The sequence below is a fragment of the Enterococcus sp. DIV1279b genome, from assembly GCF_050531515.1.
Taxonomy (GTDB): domain Bacteria; phylum Bacillota; class Bacilli; order Lactobacillales; family Enterococcaceae; genus Enterococcus_D; species Enterococcus_D casseliflavus.
The window spans coordinates 2,493,411-2,510,000 of sequence record NZ_CP172891.1; the positions used below are offsets into that span (position 1 = coordinate 2,493,411).

Consider the following 16,590-nt stretch of genomic DNA (forward strand, 5'->3'; position numbering starts at 1 on the left):
CCAAAAACGAGTTTTGTTTGTATCTATGATGGCTAAAGCATTTTAACTTGAACTTGCAGCCATGTAGAAAATCTTCTAAATGGTTGCCAATATACGTTTACGCTTGGTATAGGATCGAATCCATTTAGACGATTGTCTGAATGGATTTTTTTGTTCAGGTAAACCCCAATTAAAAAAGAAACGTTTATAGGAGGAGTTACAATGAAAATGAAAAAATGGATCACAACTGGGTTACTTACGGCTTCCTTGCTGGCATTAGCAGCTTGTGGCGAATCAAACAATGCTTCGGAGGAAAACGATGGAACAAAAACAGTCGGTGTTTTACAACTCGTGGAACACGGCTCCTTGAATGCCGCCTATGAAGGGTTCAAAGAAGGCTTAGCAGAAGCGGGCTACACAGAAGGTGAAAACCTGACGATCGAATACCAAAATGCGCAAAACAGCCAAGATAATTTAAAAAGTATGAGCGAACGCCTAGTGAATGCCTCACCAGATCTTTTATTAGGTATTGCCACCCCTGCTGCTGTATCTTTAGCAAATGAAACCACCGATACCCCAATCGTAGTTACCGCAGTCACTGACTTAGTTGGAGCGAAATTGGCCGATTCAAATGAAGAACCTGGTCGCAACATCACCGGTACTTCAGACATGGTGCCGATTGAGCAACAGATCAACTTGCTGTTAAGCATCGTGCCTGATGCCAAAACGATCGGCATTATGTATAACGCAGGTGAAGCCAATTCAAAAATCCAAGCTGACTTGGCAGAAGAAGCCTTAAAAGCTGCGGGCGTTGATGTAAAAGTATTGACCGCCAATACAACCAATGATGTGCAACAAGTAACCACCAGCCTTGCAAAAGATGTTGACGGCATTTATGTTCCAACAGATAATACCTTTGCCTCTGCTGCTGCAATCGTCGGCGAAGTTGCCAAAGAAACCAAAACACCGATCGTCGCTGGTTCCGTAGAACAAGTCGATGATGGTGCCCTAGCAACTTACGGTATTGATTATAAATCCCTTGGCATTCAAACAGGGAAACTAGCAGCGAAAATTTTGGATGGCGATGCAGAGCCAGCAACGACGCCCGTTGAAACAGCGGATAATTTAGAGTTAGTCGTCAATGAAGAGATGGCTGCTGCTTTAGGGATTGATCCTACCAGCATCACTGCACCAGAATAACCATACTAACTTAGATTTGAGGAAATCATATGAATTTAGTCGACACATTCTTGCTCTTACTACAATCTGCCACCTCTCAAGGGATCCTTTGGGCATTGCTGGCGATTGGTGTATTTTTAACCTTCCGTATTTTAGATATCGCTGATTTAACTGCAGAAGGGAGTTTCCCCTTAGGCGCTGGGATCGCAGCAATCAGTATTACGAATGGTCTCTCGCCTATTTTAGCGAGTCTGATGGGCTTTGGCGGCGGCATGGTAGCCGGCTTAGTATCTGGTCTGCTGCACACAAAACTAAAAATCCCTGCCTTATTGGCGGGGATCATCACGATGACTGGACTGTATTCCATCACAAATCGTGTGATGGGTGCTCCCAACATCGCCTTGCTGGGGCAAGACACGGTCTTCACCCAATTTCAAGCCATGGGACTGACCAAAAACAATGCCGTGATTCTTGCAGGCTTTCTCTTCGCGGCAATCGTCATTTTGTGCTTGTTCCTCTTTTTCCGTACAGAGATCGGCTTAGCGTTGCGAGCGACGGGCGACAATTTAGCTATGAGCGAGGCCAACGGCATCAACACTGATAACATGAAGATTATCGGCTATATGATCTCTAACGGCTGTATCGCCCTCTCTGGTGCCCTCTTAGCCCAAAACAACGGCTTCGCTGATTTGAACTCAGGGATCGGTACGATCGTGATCGGTTTAGCATCAATCATTATTGCAGAAGTTTTATTTGCCAATAAATCTTTGCTTTTGCGATTGATCACCATCGTGATCGGGGCAATCGTTTATCGCTTTATCTTGGCCGTCGTATTCGAATTCAATGTCGAGGCCAACGATATCAAATTGGCATCTGCAATCGTCTTAGTCATCTGCCTCTCCTTACCGCAGCTTCGTTCAAAACTAGGACTTAAAAAGATGCTGCCAAAAACCAAAGGAGGCCAATCCTAATGACTTCAGTCTTAACAATCGAGAATCTACACCAAACCTTTGAAAAAGGAACAATCAATGAAAACCATGTCTTGCGAGGCATTGACCTGACGATGAACGCCGGAGATTTTATTACGATCATCGGTGGCAATGGTGCTGGAAAATCGACCCTCTTAAACAGTATTGCAGGAACGATCCCAACAGAACAAGGAAAAATCACCTTAGATGGGAAAGACATTACCCGTTTATCCGTGACAAAACGGTCAAAGGATATTAGCCGAGTCTTTCAAGATCCACGTATGGGGACCGCGGTTCGTTTGACCGTTGAAGAAAATTTAGCATTGGCTTACAAGCGCGGCCAAGTCCGCGGATTTGCGACAGGCGTCAAAGCGAAAAACCGCGCGTTTTTCCAAGAGAAGTTAGCCAGCCTAAACTTAGGCTTAGAAAATCGACTTTCTGCCGAGATCGGTTTGTTATCAGGCGGACAGCGTCAAGCGATTACCCTCTTGATGGCGACATTGCAACAGCCTAAATTGATTTTATTAGATGAACATACCGCGGCCCTTGATCCTAAGACCTCATTGACGGTCATGGCATTGACTGATCAGTTGATTCGGTCCCAACAGTTGACGGCTTTCATGGTCACTCATGACATGGAAGATGCCATTCGTTACGGCAATCGCCTGATCATGCTTCATCAAGGCAAGATCGTCGTAGACATTGCCGGTGAGCAAAAGCAGCATTTGACGGTCCCTGAATTGATGGAAATGTTCCATCAAAATAGTGGTGCTGAGTTGAAAGATGACCAACTGCTCTTACGCTCTTAATAAGCAAAAAAGGCACGTAGAAGGAATCTCCTTTCTACGTGCCTTTTTGCTGTAATCACACTGCTTGCAAAAGCCTTACTTCGCTTCGTTTTCTGCAATGATGTCCGTTACCTTCATCAAGCGAGTCAATGTTGCTCGTTCGTCTTCTGCCAGATTGCTTTCGATGTATTGAATGGTTTCTGTCAGCTTGGGAATCGTCATATACTCTAACGCATTGACTCTTCGCCTCGTCCGTTCGATCTCATTGGCCATCAGTTGACAGGTTTTCTCGATCTCGGCCAACTGCAGCATCACTGGCAGCATTTGATCCAGATGGGACAACGAGAGATCCAGCTCACTGGTGGTACTCACAAAACCGTAGGAAAAATCATCATCCGAGCTTTCTTCTTCGTAAACAGGGTTCAACACTGGCACATCCATATTCATGATGGTTCGGCTTTGCACATCTAAGGTCACTTTATTCAAAGGGATCATAAATGCTTCTTGCAAAACGACATCGGGAATACTACTAGAAGCTAGCACATACTCTTCCATTCCTGCTTGCAATGCGGTCTCCATCTTTTTACGAAGTTCCTGATTTTTCTTTACTAGCTGAATGAACTGGCGCACCAGCTCATCTTGCTTGTCTTTCAATAATTTGTGACCACGGGTTGCCGTCGTGAGCCGTTTTTTCAAACGACTTAGTTCCATCCGCGTCGGATTGACATTTAAGATCGCCATTAAGAACTCACATCCTCGTCCGTTGGGTAATAGGCGTCGATAAATTCTTCTTTGATACGGCTCAACTCTTGTTTTGGCAAGGTAGCTAATAACTTCCAGCCTAAATCTAACGTTTCTTCAATCGTCCGATTGGTTTCAAATCCTTGATTGACGTACTCTTTTTCGAAAAGATCAGCAAAGCGCGCGTACTTTTTATCAAGATCAGATAAGGCAGACTCCCCTAAAACGATCGATAGCTCTTTGGCAGCTTTCCCATCGGAATAGGCGGCATAGATTTGATTCATCGTTGCCGCATGATCGGCACGGGTCTTACCTTCTCCCGTTCCTTTGTCCTTCAACCGTGAAAGACTTGGTAAAATATCCACTGGCGGGTTGATATTGCGCTTGTAAAGGTCCCGCGACAAAATAATTTGTCCTTCCGTGATATAGCCGGTCAAATCAGGAATCGGGTGGGTTTTATCGCCATCTGGCATCGTTAAGATCGGTATTTGTGTGACCGATCCTTCTTTGCCCATTAAACGTCCTGCCCGTTCATACAGCGTCGCTAAATTGGTGTACAGATACCCTGGATAGCCGCGACGTCCTGGAACTTCTCGGCGGGCAGCGGAGATTTCTCGCAACGCTTCACAGTAATTCGTCATATCGGTCATGATCACTAAGACGTGCATGCCTTTTTCAAAAGCCAAATACTCTGCTGCGGTCAATGCCATCTTAGGTGTAGCGATCCGTTCGATTGCTGGATCATTGGCAAGGTTCATAAACAAAACAGAACGATCTAACGCACCGGTTTTGCGGAATTCATCCACGAAAAATTCAGCTTCTTCAAAAGGGATCCCAATTGCTGCGAAGACGATCGCGAAATTGCCTTCTTGGCTAGGTACTGTTGCTTGTCGTGCGATTTGAGCAGCGATCTCTTTATGAGGCAAACCAGACGCAGAAAAGATTGGTAGTTTTTGTCCACGAACTAATGTATTTAAATGATCGATCGTTGAGATCCCCGTTTGGATAAATTCATCTGGGAAGTCTCGCGCCATCGGATTGATGGCTTCACCGTTTACATCGATGCGTTTTTCTGGCAAGATTCTCGGGCCGTTATCTTTTGGTTTTCCTAAACCGTCAAACACCCGACCCATCATATCTAGAGAAACCCCTAGGGTCAAACCAGTCCCTAGAAACCTTGCTTTGCTTTCTTCTGCACTCAAATTACTGGTACCTTCAAAGACTTGGACAACAGCATTGTCATCACTGACTTCCAGTACTTGTCCTTGACGGATCTCACCTGTGTCCATGCGGACCTCAACGAGTTCGTCAAATTTCACGCCTCGAACATTTTCGACCACCATTAAGGGGCCAGCAATTTCGGAAACTGTACGATATTCTTTTAACATCAATGAACACCTCCAGTTTCAATGATTCGTTGTAACATTTCTTTGATGTCATGCTTGATCGTATCCAAGCGAGTCAATTCTTCTTCAGGAATGTATTTGCTGCGGGCGATGCGCTCACGCAGATCAACCGTTCCTTTGGCGATCTCATCTAAGTAAGCACCTAGCTGCAATGCACGCTGTGCTTGTTCATTAAAGTAGAGAATGTTTTCCAGCATTTTGAACTGCTTATTACGAGATGTATACGTGTCAACGTCATCAAAGGCGTTTTGCTGCAAGTAGTCTTGTCTTAAAGAACGAGCAGTCATCATCGTCAAGCGGTCTTTTTGGGAAAGAGAATCCATCCCTACCAGCTGAACGATTTCTTCTAATCGGCTTTCCTCTTGGAGAATCGCCATTGATTCATTGACTAGCTCCGACCAGCGATCACCTAATAATTGATCCAAATAAGAATTGATTTGATCCTCATAAAGGGAATAGGAATTCATCCAGTTGATGGATGGAAAATGCCGTTTTTGCGCCAGCATGCTATCCAATGCCCAAAAGACTTTCACGATTCGCAAGGTATTTTGAGTGACCGGTTCTGAGATGTCTCCTCCAGCAGGTGAAACCGCACCAATTGCGGTAATGCTTCCTTCTCGAGGCTGCGTGCCTAATGAATGGAAACGCCCTGCTCGCTCATAGTATTCCGCAATTCGACTTCCAAGGTAAGCCGGATAGCCTTCATCTCCTGGGATCTCTTGCAATCGGCCACTCATTTCCCGCAGTGCTTCTGCCCAACGAGAAGTTGAATCTGCCATGATGGCAACACTATAGCCCATGTCGCGGTAATATTCCGCGATCGTGATTCCTGTATAGATCGAGGCTTCCCGAGCAGCAACTGGCATATTCGACGTATTGGCGATCAATACCGTTCGTTCCATGATCGACTTGCCGGTATTCGGATCGATCAACTCAGGAAATTCGTTCATGACATCCCGCATTTCGTTGCCCCGCTCACCGCAACCGACATAGACCACGATATCCACATCTGACCATTTAGCGATCTGATGCTGAACGACTGTTTTTCCAGCACCAAAAGGTCCAGGAACAGCAGCTGATCCGCCTTTTGCCACTGGAAAATAGGTGTCGATGACTCGCTGTCCAGTGACTAGCGGTTCGCCTGGATTTAATTTAGCAGTAACGGGACGTGGTTGACGAACCGGCCATTTCTGTACCATTGTCAAGGATTTTTCACCCTCGATGGTTTCTAGAACACAGATGACTTCAGTAATCGCAAAATTTCCCACCATGATTTCTTTGACGGTTCCTTCATAGTTTGGTGGCACCATGATCTTATGCTCGATCACCGAAGTTTCTTGTACTGAACCTAAAATATCACCGGCTTGTACAGTATCGCCGACTTGTACTTGTGGGACGAAGGTCCATTTCTTTTGGCGATTCAGTGGATCGATGGTGACCCCCCGCTCCAAAAAATCACTCTCTGTTTGCGACATAAATGTATCTAATGGTCGTTGGATCCCATCAAACATCTGAGTCAACAAACCTGGTGCTAGTTCGACAGACAATGGTGCGCCTGTCGTTTCTACGGGCTCGCCTGGTCCGATCCCCGCTGTTTCTTCGTATACTTGGATCGAAACCAGCCCTTTTTTGATCTCAATGATCTCACCGATAAGGCCCTTGTCACTGACTTTGCAGATTTCGTGGATTTTTGCGCCACTTAATCCTGAGGCGGTGACCAGTGGTCCCGATACTTTTTCAATTGTGCCAAATGCCACATTTATTCCTCCTAGCTGGCTGACTTGTCTGTTATGAATCTAATATATTCATTCCTACCGCTTTTTCCACATTTTGCTGAATGCGTGCCATGCCGATCCCTAAACTACCCGTACTACTTGGAATCGGAATGATCGCTGGTGTCGGTACTTCTTCGTAACGACGAACGATCGGTTCTAATTGTTCGATCAACCGCTCGGTCAAAAAGATCACACCATACGCTTCAGCTATCTCTTCTAATTGTTGGGCGGCTTCATCCAAATCGCTGACTGGAAAGATATCGATCCCCAGCCCTTTGAAAGGCAAGATCGAGTTCTTACCACCCATCATTGCTATTTTTTTATGCATAACTATCACGCACCCGACTTCTTAAAATCTCTTCTGGCACCTTATTGATTTTACCAATCAAGAGAATACGCAAATTCTTGCTTTCAATTTCCTTGGCATACAGATACCCTGCCAATGCTGACGGCCCAAAAGGCACGATTTTTTGTTCTTTGAGCTTCGCCATTAGAAAATTGTCTTTACGTATATCAAAGGTATTCAAGGTCTTCTTTTCTACCAATTCTTCATAACTATGATTGATCAGCTCTTTATAAGGGGTTCCTTGCAAGTATCCCACAAACGCCTCAAGAGAAGTCGTGATTTCTGCTAACAACTCACTTGCAGGTAAATTCCCATGGTCGGCTAAAACTGCGCTGATAAAGCCGCGCTTGCGTTTCATCGCGTAACTGCGCAACGTTGTTGAAATATTGAAGATATCGATTTGACGGCGAATCAAGCTTTGCAGCAACTCGTCTTGGTATTCTTTACCGATCGTCCATAATTGCTCCCAATAATGGTTGTCAAAGATGATATCGATGGACTGGACTTCATGATAGTTCTCAATATAAGAAAAGACTTCTTCCACACAGGCAACCATCTCTTGCGCGACCTGAGTACTTTTTCTGGTCTTGACCAGATCTTTAAGGACGGAAAGTGGCTGGGTGCCGATTGGGACGAGATACGCCGAAAAATCTTCTTGCATATATGCCGCTTTTACTAAAACTTTCAGATTTTGATAGTCATATTTCAAAGCAAAGAAATCAACGATCGCTTTTTCTGGTGTCAACTGATACATCGTTTCGTATACCCGTTTCAACTCAGCCATCAGGACTTGTTCAAAGTCGTGTACACGATCATCTTCATTGATGAAGTCACCATAAACCGTTTCTTGCAGCATCCCATAGATTTCCTCTGCGCTGGCAGCTGAGAGCATTCGCTCATAGCGACTACGATCGAATAATTGCGATTCATACGTCCGAATTCTCGTATTCAACGTATTATATTTGATGTCATTCATCTGTTTGCACCTGCTTACTGTTCAAAAATCAATTGCAGTAACGTATTGCTTAACTCTTCTTTGTTGGCTTCTAGTAGCGCATCAAAGGTAAAATTCAACTCAATTGCTTCTTGTCGCAACAAAAAGCCACCCTTGCGAGGGATCGTTTTATTTACCAGTTTCAGCTGAACTTCTGGGACCGATGCTTGCAACTTAGTAAGGAATTCCTCATCAACGAAATGACGGGACTTCTCGCCTAAAAGCAACTCGACCTCACCAGTTAACCGTGCATTCGCCAAGCCTTTCGCGATAAACGTATAAAATGCTGCCTGATCCATCGTGTTCAAACGGGTCAGAGCCTCAGAAAACAGCTCATCTAAGACGGACTGCTTTGCTGCCAAGACCTTGTTTCTTGATTGGATATGCACATCTGAGATTTCCAAATACATCGCAGCACGTTTTTCTTTTTCATAAAAAGCTAACCGTTCATTAAGCTCTTTTTCTAACTGTGCTCGTTTTAAATTTTCTTGGTTTTCACTTTCTTTTTGTGCTTCTTTGATTTGAAGCTGGTATTTCTTTTCCGCATCAGCGGTTATTTTGTCAGTTAAACGTGTAATATCAGACATTCACTTTTCCCTCCTCTTAATTCAAGACAAGCAAGAAGGAAATAACGAACCCTAAAATACAATACGTTTCCATCATCGCTACCAAGATAATTCCTTTGGTCACATGTTCTGGTTTTTTTGCTAAAATCTGCATCGCAGCACTTGCGGCACGTCCTTGCCACTTACCGGCGATAATTGCTGTTAACGCGATCGGTAATGAAGCGATAAACAAATACAACCCGCGATCGAATGAGATCGAACCACTGATCTGACCAAAAATCATAAAGGAGATTACAAAGCCGTATAGCCCCTGGGTACTAGAAAGCAATTCCAAAATCAACGCTTGCCCGAATTTCTCTGGCTGCTCTGAGATCAAGCCTGATGCTGCTTCACTGGTCATCCCCACACCGATCGTTGATCCGATACCACCACAAATCGTTGCGGTCGCTACACCTAAAGCTGCAAAAACAATTCCACCATTTTCGTAAAAGAAACTAATCCAATTTTCCATTATTATCCTCCTGTAACTTTTCTTCTGAGATGATCTCTACATAATTTTCATTTGATTTGAACGGGTCAAAGGCACGTCCGCCCCCCGTAAAGAATTTTCCGAAATACTCTAAATACTGCAAGCGGATACCATGAACATACGCACTAAGGTAACTTAAGAAAATATTCAGGCCATGTAGCGCCACAAATAATAAGATACCGACGGTGAACCGGGCTGCTGGCGGCAAGTAGCTAATGATCAAGTTGAAGGCTGAGGCGATACTTCCGCCGGCAACCCCTAACGCCATCAGACGGGTGTAACTGATCAAGTCACCAACATAATTGGTCACATCCATCAATCCGTACAATCCAGAACCGATTTTTCCTGCCAACGTTTTTCCTTCTAAACTGCCTCCGATTGCCACTGCTAAAAGACTGGCAGCGATCATTACGATCCCAATCGTTTGTAACGGGGTGTCAGGGAAAAGCAGCATTCCTGCGGCGACAAAAACGACACTGATCAAAAAGACGATCCACGAACCGGCTTGGAACATCGCAGCCAGTTTCTGGTCTTTTTTCTTCCATAAAATATAGAATTTCAGCGCCAAGCCAAACATGATCTGAATGTACCCAAAGATCACGGATAAGACTAAGATCTGATTGACATCATCCTGGGCAGACAACAGTTGGAATGAGAATTCAAATCCAAAGAAGTTGCCATAGATCAAGCCCCAAATAATCGTAGGGATCGAGCACAACTGAAAGAGGGTCAAATTTTGTTCCAGGCCTTTGCTGAGGTGGAACAGCTTTTTCCCCAGAAATGTCGCCAGAAACAAGAGCAATCCATAGCCAAAATCGGCAACCATCATCCCGAATGCCACCATGTAAAAAGGCGCCATAAATGGTGTCGGATCTAACTCGTCATATTGCGGCAAGCTGTACATCCGAACAAGTCCTTCAAAAGGCTTGATCCAACGTGCGTTTTCTAATAAAATCGGCACATCAGCCAGCTCTTTTTCCGTCACTTCTTGGTATTCGAGGTAATAGTTATCCGTGGTCCCTTTTTTGATACGTTTTTCTAATTCGGCCGCCCCATCAACAGGAACCCAGCCAGAAATCGAGACCGCATGAGTCGAACGCAAAAGCATTTTACTGCTTTTTAAGCGAGTGATCGCTCCATCTAAATACTCGGCAACGATTCGCAAGGTTTCTTGCTCTTTTGTCATCGCACCAAGAGAAGCTTTGATTTCTTTTTCTTCATCAATTAGACGTTGGGATTTTTCTTTCATCGTTTGCAGATCTTCTTCTGGAATGCCCTCATAAGGGTAGATGTATTGCTCGAAGGCTGCTTTCTTTAGAAGAGTAGTTACTTTTTCTTTTACATCTTTATGGAAAAGTACCAATAAGTATGTTGTCGTTTGTGATTGATAAATGGTTTCGACATAGACAAGCGGCAGCTTTTCACTGTTGGTCGTAAAGTCAGCCATTTCAGAAGTAGGAATCGATCCTAACAAGCCACCTGATTTTTTTAATTCTTTTAAAACAGCTGGTCGTTCTTTGAAATACTTCCAGATCGACAGTTCTGCTTCTTGTGCTAATACATCGCGTTTTTCTTGATCAATCAAGCGAAGACGTTTGTCTTGTTTACGAAGGGTTTGGCATAATTCTTGCCAAGGATAGGTGTGGGCTGTTTCAGCTAATTCTTGAAGGGTATATTTTTTGATTGGTTGCCGCAGTTGTGCCAGCATTCCTTTTTTGGGTACATATTCTTCTAAAAAATTTAAGCTCCAGTTGACTTGACCAAACTGGTTCTCCATTTCTTCTTCAGACTGTTCCTCGCGAACCGGTGTCAAAACACCCGTCGTTTCTTCAGAATCATAATATTTTTCCGAAGAAAGCAGTTCTACGCCTTGAAAGTCTTGCAGCTGCTCTAAAACAGCTTCTTTCTGATCGTAAAAGGTCAACAGACTGAACTTTTGCATTTTTGCAATTGCCATTTATGTCACAACCTTATTTATTATTATTGCTAATGCTTCTTCTTTCAATTCATTAGGGATCGTTCGCAGTGTTTCCACTTCTGCTTTGGTCTTAGCCAAGAGTGGTTCCTTAGACTGTACCAACTCAGCTGCGATTTTTTGGTTGATTGCTTCTTTTTGTTGGGCTTCTTTTTCTGCCAACTCTTTTTTAAACGCCTTCAACCGTTCTTCTCTTGCTTGTGCCAATTGTTTTTTTTCTGCTTCTGCTTCTTTATTTTTATTTTCCGCAAATTGCTCTGCTTCTTGTAATAATCGAATGGCATCTACTATCATTTTCTCACCTGCTTTCACTTTTTTTCCGCAAAAAAAACCACTACAAATCAAGCATATGGCATTCGCTGATCGTAGGGTGTCAAAAATCAATAAGTGGCAAATACCTTCACCTATTTCCGTTTTCTAATATAACCGTAACATAAATTTTGCGATAGAACAAGGTTCCTAGCGTTTTTTTATAGTCTTTACATATAAAAGTCACAAAAATTACACATTTTCACAAAAAGAAATCCTTTTCATTTTATTGGGGGTTAAATGATGACAAAAAAGAAAGATTAGAAACAAAATAATGTTTCAAATCTTTCTTTTAGTTTTTTCTCGTCTTTTTCTTAACTTAAATGCTTCTAAAGAAAAAACAAGTATTTAAAATAACAAAGCATCGACCTACTCACGTATAAACGGCATACTCATACAGCGAGGACCCCCACGTCCGCGAACCAATTCGCTGCCCGAGATTTCATTCAAAATGACTCCTGCCTCTTTTAACAGCCCATTGGTAATGGTGTTGCGGTCATAGACCACGACTTCTCCAGGTGCAATCGCCAAGGTATTAGACCCATCATTCCATTGCTCTCTAGCTGCCGCTGCTAAATCGTCGCCACCACAGCGGATCAAGTGTACTTCAGGCAAATCTAAATAACGGCAAAGAATGTTTTCCAACGTATCTTTTTCCTCATATACTCGCACACCGTCCTTATGTTTAGTGATTGAATACAGCGAAAGTTCTCCCTCGATTTCTGGATGGATTGTGAACTTATCATGATCCACCATCGTGAAGACCGTATCTAAATGCATAAATTTTCGTTCCTCGCCGATATTAAATGCCAAGATATGTTCGAAACTCGGTTCTGTGGCAAAAATCGTTTCGGCAATTTTTTCAATTGAGGCAACTTCTGTTCGTTGAGAGATCCCGATCGCCACGATTTTATCAGATAAAATCAGCTGATCGCCGCCTTCCATCCGCGTCGTTTCGTCCCGATGATACAAAAAGTTCGTCTCATTGCGGGCAAACATCGGATGGTGCGTAAAAATTTGTTTTCCGTAGAGGGTTTCCCGTCTTCTTGTTGCAGAATACATTCTATTCAAGGAAACACTGTGACCAATCGTAGCAAACGGATCTCGCGTGAAATACAAGTTTGGCATTGGATCGATCAAGAAAGGATATTCTGTTTCAACGATTGCCGTTAAGTTACTGGCTTTTGAAATTTCTACCTCACTTTTTTTCAAGCCCGCCATCGTATGATCGATAAAGGCGCGATTGTCTTTAATCGACAGGAAAAAGTTGCGCACTTCGTTGCGAATCTCTTCATCAAGGATCGTTGTTTCATTTAAATAGTCTTCTAAAAAGGCCTCTTTGGCACCAGTTGTTGTCAATGTTTCAGCAGCTAGATCCTCCAAATAAAGGACTTCCACCCCTTTGCTTCTTAACGTATCCGCAAAAAAATCATGTTCTTTTTGCGCTTGGGTTAAAAAAGGAATATCATCAAATAACAATCGATCAAGATAATCCGGCATCAAGTTTTCTAATTCTGCGCCTGGACGATGCAGCAGCACCCGTTTTAAAGGGGCAATCTCAGAAAAAATCTGTATTGGCTGGTTCATGAACTTGTCTCTCCTTCTTGGCAATTTTTTTGAATAACTTATGTCATTCATTTTTTATGATTCCTCAACACATAATTATTCATTTCTTTGACTCATCGTGTTTTTTCTACTCGTGATTCAAAGTTTTTCTGGATCATATAGTTATAAACATGCATTTCAGCAAAAAGAAACCTCCGATAAAAAAACAACTATCTAAGATTATAAATTCTAGATACTGTAATTTACCGCCTTTTTCAATTGTATATTTTTGTTAAAAAAACAGCAAGGCAAAAGAACTGATGGACAATAGACCTAGCTGCGAAACCAGATTGAACTATCTTTGTTTTTTTGGATCATTTCATGATTTTCAAATGGTACCGCTATCAAACAGATAAATATTTGCTATGATTCAAGTATCTTGATGCTAAAGAAACGTCTATAAAGGAGCGATTTGATGAAAACGCAACGTCAACTTTACTATGGTGCCGACTACAATCCTGAACAATGGTCTAAAGAAGTCATTCTTGAAGATATGCGCTTAATGAAAGAAGCAGGTGTGAACTATGTGAGTATCAATATTTTTGGCTGGGTCAATCTGCAGCCAGATGAATCCACCTATGATTTTGACTTTCTAGACTGGTTGATGGATCTTTTATATGAAAACAATATCATGATCGACCTAGCCAATGGAACGGCATCTCCTCCCGCTTGGCTTGTTCAAAAACATCCTGAGATGCTGCCTGTGACCATTCATGGCAATCGACTGGTTCATGGGTCGCGCCAGCACTACTGTCCGACTTCCCCTATCTATCGTCAATATGCCACCGATTTGTCAGAAGCAGTCGCAAACCGTTATGCCAATCATCCAGGGCTAGTCATGTGGCATATCAATAACGAATATACCTGTCACATCCACGAGTGTTATTGCGATCATTGTCGGAAAAGATTTCAGACATGGTTAGCAGAGAAATATCAGACCATCGCTGGATTGAATGATGCGTGGTCAACTAAGTTTTGGAGTCAATCCTATGGTAGCTGGGACGAAATTTTTCTACCTGAAGCGATGCCGACCTTCAAAAATCCTGCGCAGCAGTTAGACTATCGCCGTTTTCTTTCCGACATGAATCTGGAGCTCTATCAACTCGAAAAGGCGGCGATCGCAAAATATTCACAAGGCATCCCTTACATGACCAATCTTATGGGCTTGCACAAATACGTGGATGGGTTTAAATGGGCACCCGAAATGGATGTAGTCAGCTGGAATTCGTACCCGAATCCCTTTGAAAAGATCCCTTACCCGCAATTTCTTGCTAACGATCTAACTCGTAGTTTAAAGAAAAAACCTTTTTTGATCATGGAACAAGCCACCAGCGCCGTTAATTGGCGGCAAATCAATGGTGCCAAGACACCCAACCAGCTGCGTCTTTGGAGTTATGAAGCGCTCGCTCATGGCGCTGATGGCATCATGTTCTTTCAATGGCGGCAGTCTCGTGGCGGTGCGGAAAAATTTCATAGTGCGATGGTGCCTCACGGAGATCCTCATTCAAGCCGTATCTTTCGTGAATGTGCGCAATTAGGCAACGAATTTTCGCAACTGTCGGAAATTGTTGGGACGCGCTTCTTGGCTGATGTCGCGGTTGTCTTTGACTGGGAAAATTGGTGGGCGCTGGAATTGGATGCCAAACCAAGCACCTTAAAGTACATTCATCAGTTACGCAGCCTGTATGGCGCGCTAAGGGCGTTAAATCTGAGCGTAAACTTTGTCCATCCTTCCGAATCCCTAGACGGCTATCCTTTAGTGATCGCCCCAAATCTCTATTCAGCACCAGAAGCCTTCGGTAAGAAAATCAATGATTACGTGCGACAAGGTGGCATCTTCTTGACGAATTTCTTTAGTGGGATCGTCAATGAATATGACCAAGTCTATCTTGGGGGCTATCCAGGACTGTTTAGGGACACCTTAGGGATCATTGTAGAAGAGTTTTACCCAATGAAAGCAGCTATCCATCACCAAATTGACTTCCAAGGTCGTCGGTACGACAATTCTCTATGGGAGGAAGTCATTCATCTAAATGGTGCGAAAGCTTTGGCAACCTTCCAATCCGGTTATTTGTCCGATAAGCCAGCCATTACTATGAATCAGATCGACGATGGGTATGCGTATTACGTGGGAACAGAATTGTCTCTTGAAGGGCTAACTACATTTTTAGCGACCATTCTGGAAAATCATAAATTAGCGACTCATGCCCAGCACTTCTTGGCTGCTCCTACTGAAGTCTCCGTTACCTGTCGCAAAGGTGCTGGCTATACACTCGTCTTTCTCTTAAACCATACGGAGCAGACAACCAAAGTGAAGCTGAAAGCCCCTGGAGCAGACCTTCTAATCAAAGAAACCAGACAGTTGGTAGTTCTGAAACCAAAAGAAGTCGCAGTTCTTAAGTATGTTGATTGATCTAAGGAAAAAGAACCTCCATGAAGCGATCGCCTCATGGAGGTTCTTTAATAGACGTTACTAGATTCAGGGAGAGTCATTAGACTAGCGATAGGCATTTTCTAAATAAGAGGCTATCTTTTGTCTTCGCTCTCCATCTCTTTTTTCTGAATAGTGATACTCTGGATTAGTCCAATGGGATTTGTCGTACAACCAAACAGGCATTTTTTTCGCTTCGTCGGTTTCCCATTCATAACGGGGAAACAAATGTGCATGAAGAAAGTTATCAGTATTTCCCAATAGTTCATAATTGATTCTCAATGGAGAACAAGCTTGTATTATAGCATCTCCTAAAAGAGTCATATCAGTTAAGAAAATCTGTCGCTCGCTTAAATCTAGATCATTTAAAGAAGCCACCTCTCTTTTAGGTAATAATACACAGTATCCGGGAAGAAATTGGACATCGCCATAAACAGCAAAACTGCCAGACAATTCTTTGATCACCATTGGATTTGTCCCATCTATCGCTGATTTGATTCTATTCTCATACCATTTCAATTTGATCCCCCTCTTTCCTGTTCCTTGCAGCTATTCATGTAAAAACTATACAAGATTAAGGGAAGGCTTTCAATAGTAACAAAACAAAAAATCTTTGCTATATGAGTGGTCCTTCAAAATCGTATTTTTAGACTTTTATAAACAAAAAAAATGTATCAATCTTATAAAAGACTGATACATCAATGATACCGGCGGCCGGGGTCGAACCGGCACGCCCTCAACGGGCACTGGATTTTGAGTCCAGCGCGTCTGCCAATTCCGCCACGCCGGCATGTTGAAAGGTTAGTATTTAGTACTAAGGCGGTAACCGGATTTGAACCGGTGATGAAGGTTTTGCAGACCTCTGCCTTACCACTTGGCTATACCGCCATTATACTATTGTTGCAATCTACAATCAAGTGAAGATTGTACTGGGGTAGCTGGATTCGAACCAACGCATGACGGAGTCAAAGTCCGTTGCCTTACCGCTTGGCTATACCC

The 16,590-nt window shown here is 43.3% G+C and carries 15 protein-coding genes and 3 tRNA genes (1 of these 18 cut by a window edge); 4 read left to right on the forward strand and 14 right to left on the reverse strand.

Annotation, left to right across the window (positions count from 1 at the left end; translation table 11 throughout):
* The first annotated feature begins 201 nt into the window (after nt 1-201).
* The 3 genes from IGI71_RS11705 to IGI71_RS11715 are packed head-to-tail and all read left to right on the forward strand — an operon-like array spanning nt 202 to nt 2,935.
* Nucleotides 202-1,179 carry an ABC transporter substrate-binding protein gene (locus IGI71_RS11705; protein WP_151195644.1) on the forward strand — a complete coding sequence of 326 codons (978 nt, stop codon included), beginning with the start codon at nt 202-204 and terminating at the stop codon, nt 1,177-1,179.
* A 29-nt stretch (nt 1,180-1,208) separates the two neighbouring features.
* Complete coding sequence (locus tag IGI71_RS11710) at nt 1,209-2,129, forward strand: ABC transporter permease (RefSeq protein WP_005229245.1); 921 nt, start codon at nt 1,209-1,211, stop codon at nt 2,127-2,129.
* Complete coding sequence (locus IGI71_RS11715) at nt 2,129-2,935, forward strand: ABC transporter ATP-binding protein (RefSeq protein WP_005237149.1); 807 nt, start codon at nt 2,129-2,131, stop codon at nt 2,933-2,935. Before IGI71_RS11710 ends, IGI71_RS11715 begins: the two co-directional genes overlap by 1 nt.
* Before the next feature lie 75 nt (nt 2,936-3,010).
* On the opposite strand, the gene IGI71_RS11720 is transcribed toward IGI71_RS11715, so the two are convergent.
* The 10 genes from IGI71_RS11720 to arcA all read right to left on the reverse strand — a co-directional run bounded on the left by IGI71_RS11720 (nt 3,011) and on the right by arcA (nt 13,142).
* Nucleotides 3,011-3,655 carry a V-type ATP synthase subunit D gene (locus tag IGI71_RS11720; RefSeq protein WP_005229243.1) on the reverse strand — a complete coding sequence of 215 codons (645 nt, stop codon included), beginning with the start codon at nt 3,653-3,655 and terminating at the stop codon, nt 3,011-3,013.
* On the reverse strand, nt 3,655-5,043 hold the full coding sequence (locus IGI71_RS11725) for a V-type ATP synthase subunit B (RefSeq protein ID WP_005237151.1): 1,389 nt from the start codon (nt 5,041-5,043) through the stop codon (nt 3,655-3,657). Before IGI71_RS11725 ends, IGI71_RS11720 begins: the two co-directional genes overlap by 1 nt.
* Nucleotides 5,043-6,818, reverse strand: coding sequence for a V-type ATP synthase subunit A (locus IGI71_RS11730; RefSeq protein ID WP_231435168.1), 1,776 nt, complete (start codon nt 6,816-6,818; stop codon nt 5,043-5,045). The genes IGI71_RS11725 and IGI71_RS11730 overlap by 1 nt, the downstream gene beginning before the upstream one ends.
* Nucleotides 6,819-6,849: 31 nt before the next feature.
* Complete coding sequence (locus IGI71_RS11735; RefSeq protein WP_016613063.1) at nt 6,850-7,164, reverse strand: V-type ATP synthase subunit F; 315 nt, start codon at nt 7,162-7,164, stop codon at nt 6,850-6,852.
* On the reverse strand, nt 7,157-8,158 hold the full coding sequence (locus IGI71_RS11740; protein ID WP_005229238.1) for a V-type ATP synthase subunit C: 1,002 nt from the start codon (nt 8,156-8,158) through the stop codon (nt 7,157-7,159). Before IGI71_RS11740 ends, IGI71_RS11735 begins: the two co-directional genes overlap by 8 nt.
* Nucleotides 8,159-8,172: 14 nt before the next feature.
* Complete coding sequence (locus IGI71_RS11745; protein WP_005229237.1) at nt 8,173-8,763, reverse strand: V-type ATP synthase subunit E; 591 nt, start codon at nt 8,761-8,763, stop codon at nt 8,173-8,175.
* 16 nt (nt 8,764-8,779) lie between these two features.
* Nucleotides 8,780-9,253 carry a V-type ATP synthase subunit K gene (locus IGI71_RS11750; RefSeq protein ID WP_005229236.1) on the reverse strand — a complete coding sequence of 158 codons (474 nt, stop codon included), beginning with the start codon at nt 9,251-9,253 and terminating at the stop codon, nt 8,780-8,782.
* Entirely contained in the window at nt 9,237-11,228 is a 1,992-nt protein-coding gene (locus IGI71_RS11755; protein WP_015510091.1) for a V-type ATP synthase subunit I, read from the reverse strand. The genes IGI71_RS11750 and IGI71_RS11755 overlap by 17 nt, the downstream gene beginning before the upstream one ends.
* Nucleotides 11,229-11,540, reverse strand: a complete 312-nt coding sequence (locus IGI71_RS11760) for a hypothetical protein (RefSeq protein ID WP_231435169.1) — start codon at nt 11,538-11,540, stop codon at nt 11,229-11,231.
* 384 nt (nt 11,541-11,924) lie between these two features.
* Nucleotides 11,925-13,142 carry an arginine deiminase gene (gene arcA / locus IGI71_RS11765; protein ID WP_010749205.1) on the reverse strand — a complete coding sequence of 406 codons (1,218 nt, stop codon included), beginning with the start codon at nt 13,140-13,142 and terminating at the stop codon, nt 11,925-11,927.
* A gap of 433 nt (nt 13,143-13,575) precedes the next feature.
* Between arcA and IGI71_RS11770 the strand changes: the two genes are divergently transcribed.
* Nucleotides 13,576-15,573, forward strand: a complete 1,998-nt coding sequence (locus IGI71_RS11770; protein ID WP_311902651.1) for a beta-galactosidase — start codon at nt 13,576-13,578, stop codon at nt 15,571-15,573.
* Between the two features lie 84 nt (nt 15,574-15,657).
* Here IGI71_RS11770 and IGI71_RS11775 read toward each other — a convergent pair whose 3' ends face one another.
* The 4 genes from IGI71_RS11775 to IGI71_RS11790 form a co-directional block, all read right to left on the reverse strand.
* Nucleotides 15,658-16,110 carry an HIT family protein gene (locus IGI71_RS11775; RefSeq protein ID WP_015510095.1) on the reverse strand — a complete coding sequence of 151 codons (453 nt, stop codon included), beginning with the start codon at nt 16,108-16,110 and terminating at the stop codon, nt 15,658-15,660.
* A 186-nt stretch (nt 16,111-16,296) separates the two neighbouring features.
* Nucleotides 16,297-16,381 (reverse strand) — tRNA-Leu (locus tag IGI71_RS11780).
* A 27-nt stretch (nt 16,382-16,408) separates the two neighbouring features.
* Nucleotides 16,409-16,479, reverse strand: a tRNA-Cys gene (locus IGI71_RS11785).
* A 41-nt stretch (nt 16,480-16,520) separates the two neighbouring features.
* Nucleotides 16,521-16,590 (reverse strand) — tRNA-Gln (locus IGI71_RS11790); it runs 2 nt beyond the window's last position.